13 protein-coding genes are annotated in these 19,955 nt (G+C 60.8%); 11 read left to right on the top strand and 2 right to left on the bottom strand.

Annotated elements, in window-relative coordinates; translation table 11 throughout:
- Nucleotides 1–192 precede the first annotated feature (192 nt).
- A complete protein-coding gene (locus tag CUU80_RS06420) occupies nt 193–2,019 on the top strand; it encodes a [protein-PII] uridylyltransferase family protein (protein WP_100496516.1) in 1,827 nt (608 codons plus the stop codon).
- A 10-nt stretch (nt 2,020–2,029) separates the two neighbouring features.
- Here the strand turns inward: CUU80_RS06420 and CUU80_RS06415 are convergent, their stop codons facing one another.
- Nucleotides 2,030–3,367 carry an MATE family efflux transporter gene (locus CUU80_RS06415; protein WP_439329975.1) on the bottom strand — a complete coding sequence of 446 codons (1,338 nt, stop codon included), beginning with the start codon at nt 3,365–3,367 and terminating at the stop codon, nt 2,030–2,032.
- 433 nt (nt 3,368–3,800) lie between these two features.
- Between CUU80_RS06415 and dnaB the strand changes: the two genes are divergently transcribed.
- The 6 genes from dnaB (at nt 3,801) to CUU80_RS06385 (ending at nt 12,643) form a co-directional block, all read left to right on the top strand.
- On the top strand, nt 3,801–5,249 hold the full coding sequence (gene dnaB, locus CUU80_RS06410; protein WP_207760094.1) for a replicative DNA helicase: 1,449 nt from the start codon (nt 3,801–3,803) through the stop codon (nt 5,247–5,249).
- A 218-nt stretch (nt 5,250–5,467) separates the two neighbouring features.
- Nucleotides 5,468–6,925 (top strand): Mur ligase family protein, encoded by a 1,458-nt coding sequence (locus CUU80_RS06405; protein WP_243388674.1) that lies wholly within the window; start codon nt 5,468–5,470, stop codon nt 6,923–6,925.
- A gap of 38 nt (nt 6,926–6,963) precedes the next feature.
- Nucleotides 6,964–7,716: a type 1 glutamine amidotransferase gene (locus tag CUU80_RS06400; RefSeq protein ID WP_100496513.1), complete on the top strand. Its 753-nt coding sequence runs from the start codon at nt 6,964–6,966 to the stop codon at nt 7,714–7,716.
- A gap of 174 nt (nt 7,717–7,890) precedes the next feature.
- Nucleotides 7,891–8,160: a phasin family protein gene (locus CUU80_RS06395; RefSeq protein ID WP_100496512.1), complete on the top strand. Its 270-nt coding sequence runs from the start codon at nt 7,891–7,893 to the stop codon at nt 8,158–8,160.
- Between the two features lie 115 nt (nt 8,161–8,275).
- Nucleotides 8,276–10,102, top strand: coding sequence for an ABC1 kinase family protein (locus tag CUU80_RS06390; RefSeq protein WP_100496511.1), 1,827 nt, complete (start codon nt 8,276–8,278; stop codon nt 10,100–10,102).
- A gap of 399 nt (nt 10,103–10,501) precedes the next feature.
- Nucleotides 10,502–12,643: an alpha-galactosidase gene (locus tag CUU80_RS06385; RefSeq protein ID WP_100496510.1), complete on the top strand. Its 2,142-nt coding sequence runs from the start codon at nt 10,502–10,504 to the stop codon at nt 12,641–12,643.
- A 172-nt stretch (nt 12,644–12,815) separates the two neighbouring features.
- Here CUU80_RS06385 and CUU80_RS06380 read toward each other — a convergent pair whose 3' ends face one another.
- On the bottom strand, nt 12,816–15,062 hold the full coding sequence (locus CUU80_RS06380) for an alpha-galactosidase (protein WP_100496509.1): 2,247 nt from the start codon (nt 15,060–15,062) through the stop codon (nt 12,816–12,818).
- 347 nt (nt 15,063–15,409) lie between these two features.
- Here CUU80_RS06380 and CUU80_RS06375 point away from each other — a divergent pair, with 347 nt between their 5' ends.
- From CUU80_RS06375 to CUU80_RS06360, 4 genes are all read left to right on the top strand, one after another.
- A complete protein-coding gene (locus tag CUU80_RS06375) occupies nt 15,410–16,759 on the top strand; it encodes an ABC transporter substrate-binding protein (protein ID WP_243388673.1) in 1,350 nt (449 codons plus the stop codon).
- A gap of 176 nt (nt 16,760–16,935) precedes the next feature.
- A complete protein-coding gene (locus tag CUU80_RS06370; RefSeq protein WP_100496508.1) occupies nt 16,936–17,859 on the top strand; it encodes a carbohydrate ABC transporter permease in 924 nt (307 codons plus the stop codon).
- Nucleotides 17,856–18,740 (top strand): carbohydrate ABC transporter permease, encoded by an 885-nt coding sequence (locus CUU80_RS06365; RefSeq protein ID WP_100496507.1) that lies wholly within the window; start codon nt 17,856–17,858, stop codon nt 18,738–18,740. Before CUU80_RS06370 ends, CUU80_RS06365 begins: the two co-directional genes overlap by 4 nt.
- Nucleotides 18,741–18,902: 162 nt before the next feature.
- Nucleotides 18,903–19,931: a LacI family DNA-binding transcriptional regulator gene (locus tag CUU80_RS06360; RefSeq protein WP_165775867.1), complete on the top strand. Its 1,029-nt coding sequence runs from the start codon at nt 18,903–18,905 to the stop codon at nt 19,929–19,931.
- The last annotated feature ends 24 nt before the right edge of the window (nt 19,932–19,955 follow it).

Raw genomic sequence — 19,955 nt, 5'->3', positions numbered from 1 at the left:
TCGGGCAATCAATAAGACAAGGTCCCCGCACGCTGCGTTGTTCGCCGTGCGGGGATTTTCATAGGCGATGATGTGGATTATTGCAGCGGATGCCGCCTCGGTAACGCATCAATAGCACATTGGCAGCGCAGTGGAGACTGGAGACGCGACGGTGACGCGTCAAACCGGTGATTTCGTATGAAGGGCTAGGCAATGACCAGCGCAGTAGACGGCTTGAAGCAACGATTCATGGAGATGAGCCAGCCGGACGATGACGGCGTGTACCGCAACGGCTCGGCCAAGCGCAAGGCGCGCACCGAATTGGCTATGCAATGTCTCACGCGGTTGTGGGATGAAGCCTGTGCCAGCGTCTCCTTCGACGTGCCGCAGTCAGGCATTGGTTTTGCGGCGGTCGGCTCGCTGGCCCGGGGACAGATCGGCCCCAGCTCCGACCTCGACCTGGTGATCATCTACGAGCCCCGCGCGTTGAACGATCAGCAGCTCAATGAACTGGCGAACAAACTGTGGTACCCGCTGTGGGACAGCGGCCTGGACCTCGACCACTCCATTCGCACGCGCGCCCAGTGCGAAGAAGTGACGGATCACGACTTGCCGGCGGCAATGGGCTGGCTCGATGTGCGTCCGATCGCAGGAGACACCGATCTCATCGTGGCGACTTCCCGCTCAATTCTTGAGCGATGGCGCAAGGCTGCGCGCAAGCGTTTGCCAGAACTGCTGGATTCCGCCACGTCGCGTCTCAATGAATTTGCCCGCTTGCAGTATGTCAATCAGCCGGATATCAAGGAGGCGCGAGGCGGTCTGCGAGACTCGGTGCTGGTTTCCGCGCTGGCCGCGTCTTGGCTTGCGGACCGTCCTCACGGCAGTTACGACGAGGCCGTGGAACGCTTGTTGGATGTGCGCGACTGCATTCATCTGGTGGCCGGCAAGGATACGAACCTGCTGCTGACGCCGTATCAGGCCAAGGTCGCTGCGATGCTCGGTCTGGCCGATCCTACTTGGCCTGCGGACGAGAGGGCCGCGTATTCGATTGACGATCTGCAGACATTGCTCGCCCGCGTCGGCCGTCGTATTTCCTTTGCGCTCGATTCCACCGCTTCTCGTGCCGAACACTCGTTGACCCATGAAAAGCCCCGGTTCGCGTTCTTCCAGATGTTCTCGCAGCGTGCCGGAGGCAAGCGTGAGGCGCCGCAGTTCGACGTGGTGGCTCCGGGGGTGGCCAAGCATGAGGGCGAATTGGTGCTGGCCCCCGGTGTGGACCCGACCGCCGACGCCAAACTGGCGTTGCGCATGGCTGTAGCGTCCGGCGAATTCGGGTTGCCGATCAATCCATCCACGTTGATGAACCTCAAACGCTGCCCGATTCGGGATAACCAGTGGGATGAGGAGTCGCGCGAACTGTTCGTCCGACTGCTGGCATGCGGTCCGGAACTGATGGATGTGTGGGAAAGCATTGATTTCGTGGATATTCCGGGCCGTTGGATGCCGGAGTGGTTGGGTATTCGCAATCGCCCGTCCGCGTCGGCGGCGCATCGGTACACGATTGACCGGCATATGGTTGAGGTCACCTCGCGTTTGGGCCGTCAGACACCTTCCGGCGGACGGTATGACGATGAGCATTACACTGCGCTGCTGTTGGCCGGCATCACGCATGACATCGGCAAGCGCGCATTCGTGCGAGATCACGCCGCCGAAGGCGCTCGCCATGTGCCGGTGATTCTCAAACGTATGGGATTCGCGCCTGAGATCGTGCAATGGTCCACGACGCTGGTGCGCGAGCATCTGACGTTGTCGGAGTTCGCCTCGGGCCGTGACCCCAATGATCCGGCTGTCGCACAGGAACTTGCCGATCGCCTTGGGCATGACAAGATGCTGCTGGACATGCTGTTCGACCTGACCCGTGCCGACGGCTCATCGCTTGGTGCCACCGCCGGGGAATCCATCACCAAACAGTATGGCTGGTCCAAGTGGCGCGCCTCGATTGTGCACACCATGTATGCCGCCGTGCGTGCTGCCATGTGATGCTCGCTTTTTACCGCATCCATCGATCCGTGCGGATGCGCAGTCCGTTGCACAGGCCGCGCCCGCCCATAAGCACGACGTTGAATACCGTCCAGAGCGCGACTGTGCGCATGGTGTCGTTTGACAGTCCGCCGCTGGCAAGCGTCGTCGCTGTACCAGTCGGCGCCCCACTGTTCATGATTGCGCCGTCCAACAGCGTGAGGACTGCAATATATGCCGCAGCCGTCGCTGTGCAGGTCGCGGCCAGATAACGGTAGTCGCGAGAGCCGATGAGAATGCCGTCGATCGCCATCATCCAGCCTTGCAGAGGGAAGAACACGCCCATGGTCACCATGCCGGCGGCGATCAACGTTTGAATATGCGGCGTTGGGGAGAAGAAATGACCGGCGAACAGGCCTACAGTTGCAAAGGCCAGCCCGATTGCCGCTCCCGTGACCAGTCCTGCGCGGCCGGCAGCGCGTGTCAATCGCCTTGCCTGATCGGCATTGCCTGCACCCAATGCCGCGGCCACCAGCGTCTGCCCTGCGATGCCCACCGCATCGAGCATGTTCATCGCGAAATTCCATGACGAATTCACGGCTTGGAACCCGGCCAGCACACTGGTGCCCATATGCGCCGCGCTGGCCACTGTGGCCACCATCGCCGCGCGAATCGCCAGCGTTCGAATGAACAGCGGTATGCCGTCGCTGCCGGCGGCTCGGATGCCGTCCAGTCGGGGCCTGAGGCTTGCGCCATCCGCTCGTGACCATAGGATTGCGGGAATCGTCAGAAACAGTCCCATATACCATTGCGCGATCATTGTCGCCGCGCCCGAACCGGCGATGCCCCAGCGGAACACCATGACGAACAGCACTTCCAGCACGGTATTGAGTGCCGCGCCGCTGACAGCCGCCACCAGTGTGATGCGCACTTTCTGCAATCCGCGGAAAATACCGTTGGCCGCATACACCAGCAGCATGCCGGGCGCGCCCAGCACTACTGCGTGGGTATAGGTCACGGCCTGTTGCAGCACTTCGCCCTCGCCTCCCAGCGCACGGCATAACGGTTCGGCACCGGCAAACAGCCCGATTACCAGCGCGATGCCGATGCCGAGTGCCAGCCACAGTCCGTCGATGCCGGCTTGAAGCCCCTCACGTCTGCGGCCCGCGCCTAGCAGGTGGGCTACCTGTGCGGTGGTCGAATATGCGAGGAAGATGCACAGTCCGACTGCCGTGAGGATGATGGTTGAGCCGATGGATAGTCCCGCCAGCGCCTCGTCGCCGATGTGTCCGACGATCGCCGTGTCGATAAGGATGAAGGCCGGTTCGGCAATCAGCTGCACGAAAGTCGGCAGCGCCAGTGACAGCATCGTTCGGTTGATGGAACTCGGGTTGGTATCTCGATGATTGGCCGGGCTGTTTGGCTCAACCGAATCACGTTGCGGGGTATGGTCCGTATGCACGTCCGATTGCATATCATGATTGGCTGCGTCGCGCAACCGGTTAGCAAGTGCGATTGAAGTTATCCCCAGACTATCCACCAAGTTATCCCCATATTGTGGATAACTTGGTGGATTATCCACGTGGTTATCCCCGAAATGTGGATAACTTATTTTTCTATCCACATTTGCATCCTCAGCGTGTCGTGGAATTGTCTGCGCGATGAACAGGAGGTGAATGTTTACGGGATTCGGGGGGGCACGAAGCCAGTGCTGGCGTCGCCGATCGGGATTGTCGCAGAGGGAGCATGTGCAGTCGGTAAATTTTTACCGACCGAAACAACGCCTTCTATACTGTTGAGCTATGGCAGAAGGAAGCGACACCTCATATCAGTACTCGGGCGGCGGGGCAAGTGCCTCGGCCGCCTCGCGCGGCCGGGATGCGGCCGGCGGCGCGAACGCAGCGGTAGGCGATGCGCTGTTCGATCGTGTGCCGCCGCATGATGACGACGCCGAAATGGCGGTACTCGGCGGCATGCTGATGAGCAAGGACGCCATTGGTGAGGTGTCGCAGACCATTGACTCGGCCGATTTCTATCAGCCGAAGCATCAGACCATCTATAACGCAATCATCGACCTGTTCTCCGCCAGCCAGCCGGTGGATGTGGTGCTGGTGGCCAACCAGTTGCTCTCTGACGGCAATCTGGACAAGGTGGGCGGTGCAGACTACCTGCACTCCTTGGTGGCTTCGGTGCCTACGGCCGCCAACGCTTTGTACTACGCGGAAATCGTGCATCAGCGCGCCATTTTGCGCAATGTGATTGCGGCGGGTACCAAAATCGCCCAGTTGGGTTATTCGGCTGAGGGTTCGCAGGCCGAAGACGTGGTGAACCTCGCCCAATCCGAGATTTACGAGATGTCGATGGGCAAGGTGCGTCAGGATTATTCCGCCATCGGGCCGGTGGTTCATGATGCGCTCGATCAGCTCGACAAGCTTCAGCAGGGATTGGTCAATAAGGGCGTGCCCACTGGCTTCAGGGATATTGATGATGTGACGCAGGGTTTGCAGCCCGGTCAGATGGTCGTCGTCGCAGGACGTCCGGCCATGGGTAAGTCCACGCTTGGCATTGATTTCGCGCGCGCGGCAGCGTTGCATCACAATATGACTTCGGTGGTGTTCAGCTTGGAGATGAGCAAGGTGGAGCTCGCTCAGCGCATCATCTCCGCCGAAACCAATATTCCGATGGCGGCGCTTCGCCGTGCGGACGACATTACGCCTGAGCGGTGGAATACGCTGAACCAGTTCTGGACCAAAATGCAGAACGCGCCGCTGTTCATCGACGACAGCCCGAATATGTCGCTGATGGAGATTCGTGCCAAATGCCGTCGGCTCAAACAAACCAATGATCTGAAGCTGGTGGTGATCGACTACCTGCAGCTGATGACCTCCGGCAAGGCGGTGGAGTCTCGTCAGCAGGAGGTCTCCGAGTTCTCTCGTGCGTTGAAGCTGTTGGCCAAGGAGCTGGAGGTGCCGGTGGTGGCGCTGTCCCAGCTGAACCGTGGTCCGGAAATGCGCAACGACAAGAAGCCGCAACTGTCTGATCTGCGAGAATCCGGTTCGATCGAACAGGACGCCGACGTGGTGTTTTTGGTGCATCGACCGGACTTCTACGACAAGGAGGACCGCCCGGGCGAGGCTGATATCATCATGGCCAAGCATCGTAACGGTCCTACCGAAACCTTCCATCTCGCCTTCCTCGGCGCCACGTCCAAGTTCAAGGACATGCCACAGGATTACAACCAGGGGGTGTGATTATGGCTGACGATGTTTCACGGAATGTTCCACAGGAAGCAAAATCCGTTTCACGGGGTGTTTCACGGAAGGATTCGCAGGATTTGAGCAGTGAGCGGCAGCATACGAATAACTCGTCGCGTAATGCGAGTGATGTTTCACGGGATGTTTCGCAAAGCTCAAAGAGTGTTTCACGAAATGTTTCACAGCCGCTGGCGGCGAACGTGCCGACGATCCGCATGCCGTGGAACTCATTTGCCACGCCGCTGATCGGCAAAGGAGTGCGTTGGGCGGCCCGCGTGACCAAACATGGCGGTTCGGCGTTCCCCGGCAAAGTGATTGAACGCCTCGATCCCACCTTTCTGGCCCGTACGCTCGGCCAGCTGCCGTTAGGCGTGGTGCTGGTATCCGGCACCAACGGCAAGACCACCACCACGCGCATGGTGGCCTCGATGCTCGCCGATCTAGGACTCAAGGTGTTCACCAACCCCACCGGTTCCAACTTCACTCGCGGCGTGGTCTCCGCGCTGCTCACCGAGGTGAACCTCGCCGGCAAGTTGGATGCGGATATCGCTGTGCTGGAGCTGGATGAAGCCTACGCAGTGCATTTCGTGCGTCAGGTCAAGCCGCGTTATGCGCTGTTGCTCAACGTGATGCGCGATCAGCTGGACCGTTTCGGTGAAATCGACACTACCGCGCGTCTGCTCAGTCATGTAGCCGAAGTGACCACCGGCACTGTGGTGCTGAATCGCGAGGACCCGCGCATCGCTGCCCTCGCCTCCAAGGTGCCGATCGGTACCGAAGTGGGGTACTTTGGTCTGGCCGACGAGCTTAAACGCTATTTCCCTTCCGATGACGACATGGCCACCACCGTGTCCGTGGAATCGAATTTGGCAGGGGAGTCGGAGGAGAGCGTCGGGCCGGCAAACGAATCGCAGGAGCCGCTTACCGGAGTCGACAAGGATGGTGCTTTGTCGAAGAACATATCCGCCGACGTGACGCTTATGGCTGTGGGCGACCATCGCGCCACATTCCGCATGGACGATGCCGATTATGCCACCGGTGTCAAGCTGGAAGGCGTCTATAACCTTTACAATGCCGCCGCCGCGCTCGCCGTGGTGCGCGCGGTGCAGAAGGATGCGAAAAACCTCGCGCTGTCTCCGCAGACCACCATACGCATCGGTTCGCTTGCGGCTCGCGAGCGCGCGTTCGCCGATGCGGACAACGCCAAACTCATCGCCGCGGTCTCTCAAGTGACGCCGGCATTCGGTCGTGGCGAGATTATTGAGGTCAACGGCTCGCCTGTCGAGCTGCTACTCGTCAAAAACCCGATGGGCTTCCGTCTCTCGCTGGCCAGCTTCGACCCGGCCGGCGCGGATACGATGATCGTTATCAACGACGAATACGCCGACGGCCGCGACATGAGCTGGCTGTGGGATGTGGACTTCACCTCCCTGCGTTCCTCGGGCGTGGCCATGGTCTCCGGCGTGCGCGCATGGGATATGGCATTGCGTCTCGGCTATGATCAGGTTCCCGTTGACGCCACGGATACGAGCATCGAGTCCGCGCTTGCCGCATTCGTCGGAGGTAATCCGGGCAAACCGAAGCACATCTACTGCACGTACACCTCCATGCTCAAGGTCCGCTCCGCCCTCGCGCAAGTGGCGAACGTCGCGGACGCCGGCGTGGGCAAGTAAGCCGGCAGACGACGCAAGGATTCCAAGGAGAACGCATCATGGGCAAGACAATCGATGTAATGTCCCTGTATCCCAAGGATATGAACATCTACGGCGATTCCGGCAACGTGTTGACCATTCGCCGCAGACTGGAACTATACGGTTACGAGCCGCGCATCCACCAGTACAATCAAGGCGACGAATGGCCGGACCATATCGATATGATTCTGGGCGGTGGCGGTCAGGACACCGGTCAGAAGAAAATCATCGACGATTTCTTCAAACGGGCGGATCTGTTTCGCTCGCTGGCTGCTGACGGCGTGCCGATGTTGATGATCTGCGGCCTATACCAGCTGTTCGGCGAGTATTTCGAGACTGTAGACGGTACCCGTCTGGAAGGCATCGGCATTATCGGCGCGCATACCGTGGGGCAGGATATTCGTATGATCGGCAATCTGGTGGAACATTCCGACCAGTTCGGCGACATCATCGGCTATGAAAACCATTCCGGCCAGACCTTCCTCAACAAGGATGTACAGCCGTTAGGCCATGTGGACCAGGATGGTTGCGGCAACAACGGTGAGGATCATACCGAAGGGGCGCGCGTGCATAACGTGATCGGCACCTATATGCATGGTTCGCTGCTGCCCAAGAATCCCGCCATCAGCGATTTTCTGATCGAAACCGCCGTAACGCGGCGTTATGGCACTTTCGATATGGGCGATCAGACTCCGGAACAGGCCGCCGAGCTGGCACGACTCGATGCCGTGGCCGCCGCCGCCCGTAAAGCCGCCGCCGCCCGTCCTCGCTGACGTCACCTTTCTCCGCGAATATGTTCCACTGGCCGGCGATCAGTGGAACATATTCGCGGCAGATGCGACAGAATCGTTCGCAAGGCCTAGCGCGCACGGCCTCTGGTTGCGCTAGGCTAACAAGTACGGAACCGTGGCATACGGCCACGGGCGAACCTCGAAGGAGGGGTTATTATGGCAGATTTCGATCTGGGTGACGGCCTGCGTAAGGTTCTGCTGGCGGGCATCGGCGCCCTGGCCACCGGTTACGAGAAGAGCAGTGAGATCGTTGATGATCTCGTCAAGAAGGGCGAACTGACCGTCGAGCAGGGCAAAAGCCTGAACACCGAACTCAAGCGCAAGGTCGGCGAGGCTCTGGTCAACGATGCCGATAAGAGCGCCGCCAAGGCCGAACCTGTGGATACGACCGAAGCCAAGGACTCCGGCGACTCTGCCGAAGCCTGAAACCGGAAAGCCGCTCACAACCATAGGTTGATTCGTGACTCAGTCTTCGACGACATTGAACGATACCGCAAACGACCAGCCGTCCTCGTCCGAGCAGCAGGACGGCAGGTCGTCTATGCCCGCATCGCCCTCGCCGCAGGCTCGGGAAAAGGCCAAGAAGACCGGATCGACCACCAAGTCCGAGTCGGCTCATTCAGGGCAGTCCGAGCAGTCCGGCCAACGGGTCCGGCAGTCCGCAACGGAGTTCGGAGAGCCCGGCTGGTCGTCGTACGCTTGGAATCCGGCCGATACCGAAACCATCGGCCTGTTCGGCGGCCGGCGCGATGATTTTTCCACGCGCTATCACCTGACGCGTCGCGGCAAGGTAAAACGACTCGCTCAGATTACGCGTATCGTCAATCAGTTTGATGCGTTGAAGGGCCTGACGCCGGTCAAAATGCGTCTCATGTTCGAGGCGCTGGGGCCCACGTTCGTCAAAGTGGGCCAGATTCTTTCGATGCGCTCCGAGATTCTGCCGCAAAGCTTCTGCGACGAACTCGCCAAACTGCGCGCCGACGCCGATCCCATGCTGTATGCCACTGTGCTGGACGTGCTCGCCGCCGAATACGGCCGTCCCGCGGAAGAAGTGTTCGCGCATATCGATCCCAAGCCGCTCGGCTCCGCATCGTTGGCGCAAGTGCATCGCGCCACGCTGAAAACCGGTGAGGATGTAGCCATCAAGGTGCAGCGCCCCGGCGTGCGCGAAACCATGGCACAGGATGTGTCGATCATGCGCTCCATCGCCAAAGTGGCCACCAAGGTGATTCGCACCTCGCAGATCGTGGACCTCAAAGGCGTGGTCGAGGAACTGTGGGACACCTTCGAATCAGAGACGGACTTCCTTATCGAGGCTCGCAACCTTTCCGAATTCAAGCGGTTCGCATCCCGCTTCAAATACATGGATTGCCCCACGCCGTACCCGGACCTCTGCACCGAGCATGTAGTGGTGATGAACTACGTGGACGGCATATCCGTTTCGCATGCCGGTGAACTGGTTGCCGCCGGTTACGATCTCAAAGACATTGGCACCAAGCTTGTGGACAACTACGCCACGCAGATTCTGGACGACGGTTTCTTCCACGCCGACCCGCATCCGGGCAACATCATCATCCGCGGCGGCCAGATCGTACTCATCGACCTTGGCATGACCGGCCGGCTCGATGCCAAAACCCGCTCGGTGATGAAGGACATGATCTTCGCCGTGGCCAAGCAGGATTCGCCGCAACTTGCGGACGGCCTGCTACGTTTCGCCGGTGCGGAAGCCGATCCTGCCGACTATCCGTCGCTACTGGCGGATCTGGACGTCATCGTCAAGGAATACGGTACCGTCGATCTTGCGGATCTCGATCTTGCGGCGTTCATCACTGCACTCACTTCGCTGGCGCAACGTCACGGCATCGAGGTGCCGAGTACCGTCACCACGGTGGGGCGTGCGTTGGTGACATTGGAAGGACTGCTGGACGAGTTCATTCCGGATGTGAACATGATCGAGATCATCTCCCAGCACATCGCCACGTCCAAAAGCGCCAAGCAGGCCGTTAAGGATGAGCTGAAATCGCTGGGATTGGAAAGCCATGCGGCGATGCACAGTGCGTTGGATGCGATGAGCGAGCTCAATGTGGCCGCCCGCATGCTTACACGCGGCCAGTTGCGGATGAACATGGAGCTCGTCGGTTCGCAGGAGCCCTTCCAACTGCTTTCCGACATGGTGAACCGTCTGACCATGGCTCTGATCGTTGTGGGCCTGTTCATCGGTTCGTCCATTGTGTACTACGCCGGCATGAAGCCGATTATCTTCGGCATCCCCATCGTGGGTTTCATGGGCTATGTGGTGGCCTTCGTGCTCGGCGTATGGATTGTGTTTGATATCTACTTCAAGGGCCGTAAGTCCAAGAAGCGGTAGCGGCGGCCGGCCGGATAGCCATGCGGCTTCGGCTGGGTGAGTATATTGCCAGTTTGTGTTTCGTGTATACAAGAAATACGTCTTAATCCGGGCATGAACTTCCTGTATGCAGGAATTTGGGCATACTGTTGCAATGCGGATGGCGACAACGCATATTGGTTCGTCAGGATTGCACCATCGTCAGTTGCGCTTCAATCTGCTTGTCCCCGGGGTAGTGCGTATTATGTGGTATCGATTCCACTGTGCAGATAAGTGGCATCCAGTGTGTCTGATTTGTTGCATTAACCTTCTGCTTGTAAGATGTGGTATCGATACCACACTATGTGGCGGGACTGCTGTTGGCGGGCGGCGCGGCGACAAAGGCGTCAGTGGCCGCCCGATTGCGATGTAAGGAGTGGCATGGGTACCTTCACTTGGGGCAATGACGCATTGGCCCTGACATTCGAGACGCCGGACGACGGGCCGGCCGCCGTTGCGGGCCTGCGCACGACGGATCTGGATGTGTGCTTCGACCATCGGATGCCGTTGACGGAGATTCTCGCCACCGGTACCGGCCACTGGCTGGCCAACGATCGCCTGGTCCACACCGACATCGGCCGGTCGCTGCGGTATGTCTCCCATCAGGAGTCCGTGAACGGGAGCGTCCACAGGCTTGACGTCACACTTGCCGAAGCCGCGCTCGGACTGACCGTCACCGTCCATTACGAGCTGCCGCAGGGCGTGCCGATGTTCCGTACCTGGGTCACGGTCGCAAACACCGGCGATCCCGCCGATGCCGCATCCCCGGTGCTTGGCGCGGACGATACGATCGTGCTGGAATCCGTGACCAGCCTCGTCTCCGCATTCGGCGCCCCGTCAGGAAAATCCGCCGACTGCGACGCCTGGCGATTGCTTGAATGCGAGAACGAATGGCTCGGTGAAGGCCGCTGGCACGCCACGCCCACCTCCGACCTGTTCCCGCGGCTGGCCCAGCAGATGACCGGCCACAACCCTCGTGGCGCGCATTCCGTGGTGAACACGGGCACCTGGTCCACCGGACGCCATACGCCGCTCGCCCTGCTCGAATCGAAGACGCTGGGGTTGGCCTGGCTGTTCCAGATCGAGCACAACGCCGCCTGGCGCTGGGAGGTTGGCCGCGATAGCGAAGATGGTTATCTGGCGCTCGCCGGCCCCACCAACGTCGATCACGATTGGGTGAAGCGTCTGGCCCCCGGCGAATCGTTCGACACGGTTCCGGCCTCCGCCACGATCGCCCCCGATTTCGACGGCGCCATCGCCAACGTCACCGCCTACCGCCGTGCGATGCGCCTGGCCAAGGCCGACAACGCGCGCCCGCGCGTGATCTTCAACGACTACATGAACACCATCAACGGCGACCCGACCACCGACAAGCTGCTGCCGCTGGTCAAAGGCGCCGCCGAATCCGGCGCTGAGATCTTCTGCATCGACGCCGGCTGGTACGACGACACCGGCGACTGGTGGCCATCCGTGGGCGAATGGATGCCCTCGAAGAAGCGCTTCCCGGGCGGCATCACCGAGGTTATCGATGCCATCCGCGGCGCCGGCATGATCGCCGGCCTGTGGCTGGAGCCCGAGGTAATCGGCGTCAAAAGCCCCATGGCCAAGAGCCTTCCCGAAACGGCGTTCTTCCACCGCTACGGCCGTCGCGTGGTCGAACAGGAACGGTACCTGCTGGATCTGCGCGACCCCGCTGCCCGCAAGCACCTCGACGACACCGTGGACCGTCTGGTGAACGATTACGGTGTGGGCTACTTCAAGTTCGACTACAACGTCTCGCCGGACACCGGCACGGACCTCAACGCCGACAGCGCCGGCGATGGGCTGTTGGGTCACAACCGTGCCTACAGCGCATGGGTCGAGGGTCTGCATCAGCGTCATCCGGAGCTCATCATCGAGAACTGCTCCTCCGGCGGCATGCGCATGGACTTCGCGCAGACCTCGCGATTCCAGGTGCAGTCCACGTCCGACCAGCAGGACTTCCGTCTCTACCCGGCCATCGCCGCCGCGGCGCCCATGCTCATGACCCCCGAGCAGGCCGGCAACTGGGCGTACCCGAACGCGAACGACAACCCGGAGGAATTCGTCTTCAATCTCAACACCACGTTCCTGGGCCGGTTCTTCCTGTCCGGATACATCAACCGGATGAGTGCCGAACAGCGAGAGCTCATCGTGCGCGCGGTCGAGGCGTACAAGCGGCATGTGCAGCCGGTCATCGGCTCCTCCGTGCCGTTCTGGCCGCTCGGCCTGCCCGGCTGGAACGATACGGTGCTGGCATTGGGCCTCAAGGCCGGTGACCGCTCGTTCGTGACCGTCTGGTCCCGTGACGGCGAAGGCGGGGACGTGACGCTCGCCCTGCCGCAGTTGCGCGGAAAGTCCGTCGAGACGGAGACGCTGCTGCCGGTGGGTGACGGTTTCGTCGAATGGCCGGTTTCCTGGAACGCCGATGACGGTACGGCGACCGTAAGCGTGCCGAACGGCGGCGGATACATCTCCCGCACCTTCGAGTTCCGCGAGGCATAGCACCGCGTCGGCGCACGCCGCATGGCCAGCAAGAGGGGCTTCGGACAGGTTCAGTTGCACTGAGCCCGGCTGAAGCCCCTCTTCTCATATGAGATGCGCATATGAAAACGGCTTCCCCTCACAAGGGAAGCCGAATCAATCCCGAAACCGATGCGGGGGCGCAAACGAAGCCTCAGATCCGCTCGAATTCGATCAGCAGGCAATGCTCGGGGGCAAGCTGCGGCAGACGGATGCCCCATTGCGTCAGCAGGGCGCCGTTTGCCGTGATGCCCTCGTCGCTCCACCAATCGAGGCTGGTGCGGCAGGCGGGGCTCAGCTCGTCGTCATATGGCGCGGTGCCGCCCAACGGATGCACCCGGTATGTCGCTGATTCGTCCAGACCGGGGAACCGCACCAGTCCATACGGATATTCGCGGGACGTGGACACGGCCGCGAACCGGAACACCGCATGCGACCGGTCCGGTGCCAGCAGTCCGTCGATCCGGATCGCCGGATCGGGGCAATCTGCATGCACCGCATCGCCCTGGGGAATGTCCGTGCGACGCGCCTTGTACAGGTCTATCCATCGCTTCAGACGATCCAGTCCGGCGTCGTCAAGCTTCATGATGTTCCACTCGATGCCCAGATGGCCGAAGAACGCCGTGGCCGCGCGCGTGGTCAGCGTGGTGGCGCGTTTCGTGGCGTGATTCGGGGATTCGGAGATATGCTCGCCGATCATCTCCGGGGGCACCAGCAGCGAGGTTCCGCGCTGGATGTCGGCGCGCTCGATGGGATCCGTGCAGTCCGAGGCCCACACGCGACTGCAACGGGTGAGCACGCCGGCGTCTATGCGTCCGCCGCCCGAGGAGCACGATTCGATTTCCAGGCCGGGGTGCCGTTCGCGCAGCCGGTCCACGATGCCGTAGAACGCTTCGGTCTGGCCGTGCACCGCGGGCAGACCGGACGTCGGCGACATGGGCTCGGTGAGAAACCGGTTGTGATCCCACTTGATGTAGTCGATGCGGTACCGCCCGACGAGCGTATCGATGCAATCCTCGACATATCGCGCGGCTTGGGGATTTGTTAGGTCGATGACCTGCTGGCTGCGCGCCTCGACCGGGAGTCGTTCGGCGTTCGGGGCCAGCATCCATTCGGGATGCTCCCGCGCCACATGGGAATCCGGGCTGATCATCTCTGGTTCGAACCACAGCCCGAACTCCATGCCCAGCTCGTGTACATGGTCGGCCACGTGGGTGAGCCCGTTTGGCCAGATATCGGCGTCCACCTGCCAGTCGCCGAGTCCCTTGGTGTCGTCCCGCCGGCCGGTGAACCAGCCATCGTCGATGACGAACCGTTCGACGCCTATAGAGGCGGCCCGGTCCGCCAAGGCCAGCACCTTTTCCTCGCTCTGACCGAAATACATGGCCTCCCAGGTGTTCAGCGTAACCGGGCGCGGCTTGGCGAGTTCGGGATGGAAGGAACGTAGATAGGCATGGAACCGGGCGGATGCCTCGTTGAGGCCGTAGCCTACGGACACCAGCAGCCTGGGTGCATGGTAGGTCTCGCCCGTCTTCAGCGTCAGCTCGCCTTCATAGGGCAGTTCGCCGCCGCCGATCACCCCATGTGTATACGGCGTGCGTTCGGCGAAGACCGTGCTGTTGCCGCTGAACGCCACATGCGCGCAGAACACCAGGCCGTGTTCGAAACCGAAGCCGCGCTCGCCGGCGGTCATCAGCGTCGCCGAGTTGAAATCGGGGCGGCCCATCCGGGAGTTCTTGGCGAACAGTCCCTCGGTGAGCGGCTGCCGCTGCAATGCGCGCTCGCGCAGGTGGTGTCCGGTGCAGGTTTCGATTTCGGCGATTTGCGGCGGCAGGGGAATGACCGGGGTGAGCCGGGACACCGTGAGCGCGTTTTCCGCGGTATTGGTCAAGGCCGTATCGATGCGGATAAGGCCTTCCGGGCCGATGGCGAGCGTGCCGTTCAGCGTCAGTCCGGCCGACTTGTCCCGTGCCTCGAACGTAAACGAATCGCCGGTATGCGAGGAGGAAACCACGGTGAGCTTGGGGAAAACGGTCCGTCCGTCACGGCTGACTTGGATGGACGGGGTGCCGGTCCAGCCTTCCGCCTGCGTGGGCAGGATGGTCGGGAACTCGCTGATGGACAGTCCTGCGTCGAGGGTCTGCGGGAATTGCGGATCGACCATGGCGTCCGCATCGCCGTGGGTGCCGGGGGATGCGGGGGAGACGTCCGGTTGCGCGTCTGTTGTGCATCCTTTCTGCATGTCCGATGTCGATGTTCCAGGAGTTTGCCGAGCTGCTGTGGTGATGGACACGATATGCGGCAGACGGCCCTCGCACAGGCCTACGGTAAGCCGGACGACCCGTCCGTCCTCCGCCTCCCGTGCAGTCGGTTGGATGATGGAGACAGCGTTCATACGCATGGCAATACCTCGTCGTATCTCAAGGGGAATCGATACCAAACAGCATACATCGTGGAATCGATACCACAAAATCGCGTTTATAGACAAACAGGTGCTTTGAGGGAAGATTTGTGGCGGATAAACGTTGAAATAGAGCCATTTGATAACTTTTGTTCGGTTATGTTGAATTGAACTTTATGGATAGCGACACGCCGTGAGTGGTTGACGTGGAATCGATACCACATATGATTGATGGCATCGGATTTCAACAGCTGCGATGCCGCAGTGGAGGGCACCGGAACTACGTGAACCCGACGGTAATCGGCCCGCTGGAGGGCGGGGCGAGGAATCATCAAAGGAAAGGCTCAATGATGAGGAACTGGAAGAAGACCACCGCAGCCATCGCCGGCATCGCGGCCCTGGGCATGATGTTCGCAGGATGCGGTAACCCCGCCGCCGCAGGCAGCGACGACAACACGGACACCTCTTCTGCCGACTACTGGCCGGCCGAAGACACCAAGCTGGACGGTGTCAAACTCACCTTCTGGGCCGCCCAGAACTCCAACAAGATTCCGGTCAAGGTCATCAAGGACTTCGAATCCAAGACCGGTGCAACCATCGACCTGCAGACCATCCCGGACAACTACGAGTCCAACGTCCAGACCAAGATCACCACCGGTGACTCCCCGGATCTCATGTTCTGGCAAGCCGTGCCGTCCACCCTGGCCGGTTTTGTAGCTCAGGGCAAGCTGCAGAAGCTCGACAACGCCCCGTGGCTCGACAACTACGCCGACGGCATCGCCGACGCTGGCGGCAAGTACGACGGCACCTACTACGGCGCTCTTGTCTCCGCCCCGGACACCGAAGGCGTCTGGTACAACAAGAAGGTCTTCGAGAAGGCTGGCATCACCGATACTCCGAAGGGTTGGGATGGTCTGATCGAGGCCGCCAACAAGATTAAGGACTCCGGTGCCGCCGATTCCGCATTCTTCGAGATGGCCGGCTCCCAGTGGGGCACCCAGTGGGCCGTGAACGTCCAGCTCGCCGAAGCCGCCAAGAATGGTCTGTGGGACAACGTCAACTCCAACAAGGACAGCTTCGAGGGCAAGGACATCCTCGGTGCCATCAAGGAATACAAGCAGATGCTCGATGACGGCCTATACAACAAGGACGCCGGTTCCGCCAAGGACACCGATCAGGCCCAGGCCCTGCTCGACGGCAAGGCCGGCATGATCATCCAGACCAACTCGATGTTCAGCGCCATCGCCGCACTGGCCAACAACGACAAGTCCACTTTGGACGACACCGTCGGTTTCTTCCCGATCTCCAAGGAAGGCAACGTCGCTACCTCCATCCCGCAGCAGGGCAACTGCATCGTGGCCTTCAAGACCGGCGACTCCAAGAAGGAGGCCGCCACCCGTCAGTTCATGAGCTTCTGGCTTGGCTCCGAATATGAGACCTTCATCAAGGATCAGAACTACGTGTCCATCATGAAGGACGTTGAGACCCCGGACACTGTGCCGCAGGCTCAGCTCGATGCCTTCGCCGCTCTGAAGGACGCCGTCGGCTCCATGCAGTCCCAGGCCGTGGCGAACCCGGATCTCTACCTGAACCTCGCCAACATGGTCAACGGCACCATGACCCCGGAGCAGGTCGCCAAGACCACCCAGGACCAGTTCGCGCAGATCGCCAAGGCTCAGGGCGTCGAAGGATTCTGATCGGCTGACCGTCCGCCCCGGCGAGAATCTCTCCTCTTCCCCGCCGGGTCGAACGGTCCCGAGCTTCCAATACCGGCTTTCGGCCGGGCGGCACCCGGGATGCGCGCAGTATGTCGCAAGTCATCCGCCATCCCGGGCCCGGCCGTTCAGCCATAAAAACATAAGGAAACGAAACAATGACGACGACTCATGTCTCGAAGTCCGTCAAGCCGATCAAGGGCACACGGACGTTGGAGCGCAAGAATTATCCGTTGCGCTACGTCGTTCCCGCGGGCGCAATGCTGTTGGTGTTCTTCTTCCTGCCTACGGTAATGAACTTCATCTATGCGTTCACCGATTGGTCCGCATTCAAGAAAACCATCAACTTCAATGGCCTGGAGAATCTGCAGCAGCTCTTCGAGAGCGGCACCTTGATGTCCGATATCAAGGTCACCCTCATCTACGCCGTTCTGGTGGCCTTCTTCCAAAATACTTTTGGCCTGGCGCTTGCCGTGCTTCTGGAAAAGGACACGCCGCTCAACCGCTTCGCCCGCACGATGTTCTTCATCCCCGTGATCATGTCCGCCCTCGGCGCCGGCTACATTTGGCAGGCCATTCTGAAGACCGACGGCGTGCTGAACCAGATCCTCGGCTTCTTCGCCGGCCACACCGTGGACATCCAGTGGCTCGGCTCTACTACATGGACCATCGTGATCGTCACCATCATCCATGGCTGGAAATGGATGGGCTTCGCAATGCTCACCTACCTCGCCGGCCTGAAGACTATCGACTCCGAGGTGCTTGAGGCGGCCTCCATCGATGGCGCCAGCGCATGGCAGACCTTCTGGCAGGTCAAGTTCCCGCTGATCGCCCCGGCCATGACCTTCAACGTGGCCACCGCACTGCTCGGTTCGATGAACTCCTTCGATATCGTCCAGGCCACCACCAATGGCGGCCCCGGCGGTTCCACCGAAATCCTGAACCTGTTCATCTGGCGTACCTTCGGCAAGGGCCTGTACTCGCAGTCCACGACCATGAGCCTCGTGCTCTTCGTGATGGTGATGGTTATCGCCATCCCGCTTGTCATCTACCTGCGTAAGCGTGAGGAGAAGATCCTATGAGTAGCGCAACCTACAGCGAATCCGGCGTCAAGACCAACAACCTCACCGTCGTACGCAAAAAGTCCAAGGCCGGCGACATCATCCACGCCGCGATCGTCATCCTGCTGATGCTGGTGTTCTTGGCGATCCCGTTCTGGATTCTCATCGTCACCGCCGGCAAGACCCAAGCCGAGGCCGTGGTGCCGAGCATGGCGCTGCCGAGCCAATGGCACCTCATCGACAATATCAAGGAAGTCATCGTGGAGGGCAAGGTGTTCCCCGCCCTGCTCGGCTCGCTCATCGTCACGGTCCCCTCCGTGTTCGTCTGCCTGCTGTTCGGCTCGATGGCCGCATGGATCTTCGGTCGCCGCACCTCCAAGGGCACGGCCATGCTCTATGCGCTGTTCATCTCCGGCGTCATCCTGCCGCCGTCCGTGGTGACCATCATGATGCTGCTCAAGATGATCGGCCTGTCCGGTACCGCACCCGGCATGATCTGCGTGTACGTGGGCATCTACCTGTCCGTGGTGATCTTCTTCATCACCGGCTTCATCCGCACGATCCCGCCCTCGCTTGAGGAAGCGGCCCGTATCGACGGCGCCAGCCCGATGAGGATCTTCTTCACGATCATCTTCCCGCTGCTCGCTCCGACGCTCGCATCCTCCACGATTCTGGTGGTGCTTTACATCTGGAACGACATCTTCTACTCGCTGTTCATCCTCTCCGGCAAGATGAGCACCCTGCCGCTCAACCTCTACAATGTGGCGAGCGCGGGCCTGTACCTCAACAACTGGCACCTCATCTTCGCCTACATCATCCTGATGACCCTCCCGCTCCTGATCGTCTTCGTCATCGGCCAGCGCAAGATCATTTCTGGTATCACGGGCGGAGCCGTTAAGTAAACAGCGCACAATTCAATCCATCCCATCCCTTCCTCCTGAAAAGACACCCCGGCCCCCATAAGGTTCCTCTCCTTCCCTATGGGAGGCCGGGGTGTTCACTTTCCCACTCGTCTATCGCGCATACAGTTATACTGGGCCGTGATGGAAGATAGACAGGTACATATGCCAAGGCCTAAGGAAAAGCGTGCGCCGGTGATCAAGGACGTCGCCGCGCTCGCCAACGTATCGGTGTCAACAGTGTCCCGATACCTCAACGATTCGCCCCGCATCAGCGACGAAAGCCGGGAGCGCATCGCCCACGCCATCAAACTGTTGGACTATCACCCGAGCCGTGTGGCTCGCGGTTTGGTGAACGCCGCGATGAAGTCCATCGCCGTGATGACCAGCGATACCACGCTCTACGGCTCCGCCATGACGATCCAGGGCATCGAAGATGAGGCCCGCGCGAGCAACTACCCGGTCAGCATCTCGAAGCTCGACGACGATTCGGCCGAGGGTCTGCGGGCGTCCATCACCATGGTGATGGACCAGAATCCCAGCGGCGTGATCGTGATGAAATACGACGAACTCGCCGCCAAGGCCCTGCACATGCTGCCGGATACGGTCACCAAGGTGGTCATCGCCGGCGACCGCGAACCCGATCTCGACCAGGTCGATCTGCGTGAGAATCAGTCCGGTCGTGAGATCACCGAGTACCTGCTGTCGCTTGGGCATTCGAACGTCTACCACGTGACCATTCCGGGCGGGGGCGGCGGTTACAGCCGTACCGCCGGTTGGGAGGCCGCCCTGCGCGCCAATGACAAGCCCATTCCGGATATGCGTCACTGCTCGTGGCTTCCTAGCGACGCCCGAGAGCTCGGGCGTACCATGGCTGGCATCGAGGGGCTGAGCGCGATTTTCGCCGGCAATGACGAGATCGCGATGGGTCTTATCCGCGGTTTGGAGGACGAAGGCAAAAGCGTGCCGGACGATATCAGCGTGATCGGTTTCGACGATCATCCGCTTGCCTGCGTGTGGACGCCGCCGTTGACCACCTACCGGCAGGATTTCCCCGCCGCGGGCCGCAAAGCCGTGGAACTGCTGCTGTCCCGTCTTGAGGCACGCGAGCAGGGCGAGGAGCTGCCTCCCCGCTTCGTGGAGCTACAGGGCGAGCTCGTCGTGCGCAGCTCTGCCGCTGCTCCACGGATGTAACGCTCCGTTGGTCCGGCGGCGAAG

This window comes from Bifidobacterium scaligerum (assembly GCF_002802865.1).
In the GTDB taxonomy this organism is placed as follows: domain Bacteria; phylum Actinomycetota; class Actinomycetes; order Actinomycetales; family Bifidobacteriaceae; genus Bifidobacterium; species Bifidobacterium scaligerum.
This window is presented reverse-complemented; position numbering and strand designations above follow the sequence as displayed.

Coding starts and splice junctions, on each gene's coding strand:
- CUU80_RS06405 (WP_243388674.1), top strand. CDS start 5,468: ATGCCGTGGAACTCATTTGCCACGCCGCTGATCGGCAAAGGAGTGCGT.
- CUU80_RS06390 (WP_100496511.1), top strand. CDS start 8,276: ATGCCCGCATCGCCCTCGCCGCAGGCTCGGGAAAAGGCCAAGAAGACC.
- dnaB (WP_207760094.1), top strand. CDS start 3,801: ATGGCAGAAGGAAGCGACACCTCATATCAGTACTCGGGCGGCGGGGCA.
- CUU80_RS06420 (WP_100496516.1), top strand. CDS start 193: ATGACCAGCGCAGTAGACGGCTTGAAGCAACGATTCATGGAGATGAGC.
- CUU80_RS06370 (WP_100496508.1), top strand. CDS start 16,936: ATGACGACGACTCATGTCTCGAAGTCCGTCAAGCCGATCAAGGGCACA.
- CUU80_RS06380 (WP_100496509.1), bottom strand. CDS start 15,062: ATGCGTATGAACGCTGTCTCCATCATCCAACCGACTGCACGGGAGGCG.
- CUU80_RS06395 (WP_100496512.1), top strand. CDS start 7,891: ATGGCAGATTTCGATCTGGGTGACGGCCTGCGTAAGGTTCTGCTGGCG.
- CUU80_RS06415 (WP_439329975.1), bottom strand. CDS start 3,367: ATGCTGTCACTGGCGCTGCCGACTTTCGTGCAGCTGATTGCCGAACCG.
- CUU80_RS06365 (WP_100496507.1), top strand. CDS start 17,856: ATGAGTAGCGCAACCTACAGCGAATCCGGCGTCAAGACCAACAACCTC.
- CUU80_RS06400 (WP_100496513.1), top strand. CDS start 6,964: ATGGGCAAGACAATCGATGTAATGTCCCTGTATCCCAAGGATATGAAC.
- CUU80_RS06375 (WP_243388673.1), top strand. CDS start 15,410: ATGATGAGGAACTGGAAGAAGACCACCGCAGCCATCGCCGGCATCGCG.
- CUU80_RS06360 (WP_165775867.1), top strand. CDS start 18,903: ATGCCAAGGCCTAAGGAAAAGCGTGCGCCGGTGATCAAGGACGTCGCC.
- CUU80_RS06385 (WP_100496510.1), top strand. CDS start 10,502: ATGGGTACCTTCACTTGGGGCAATGACGCATTGGCCCTGACATTCGAG.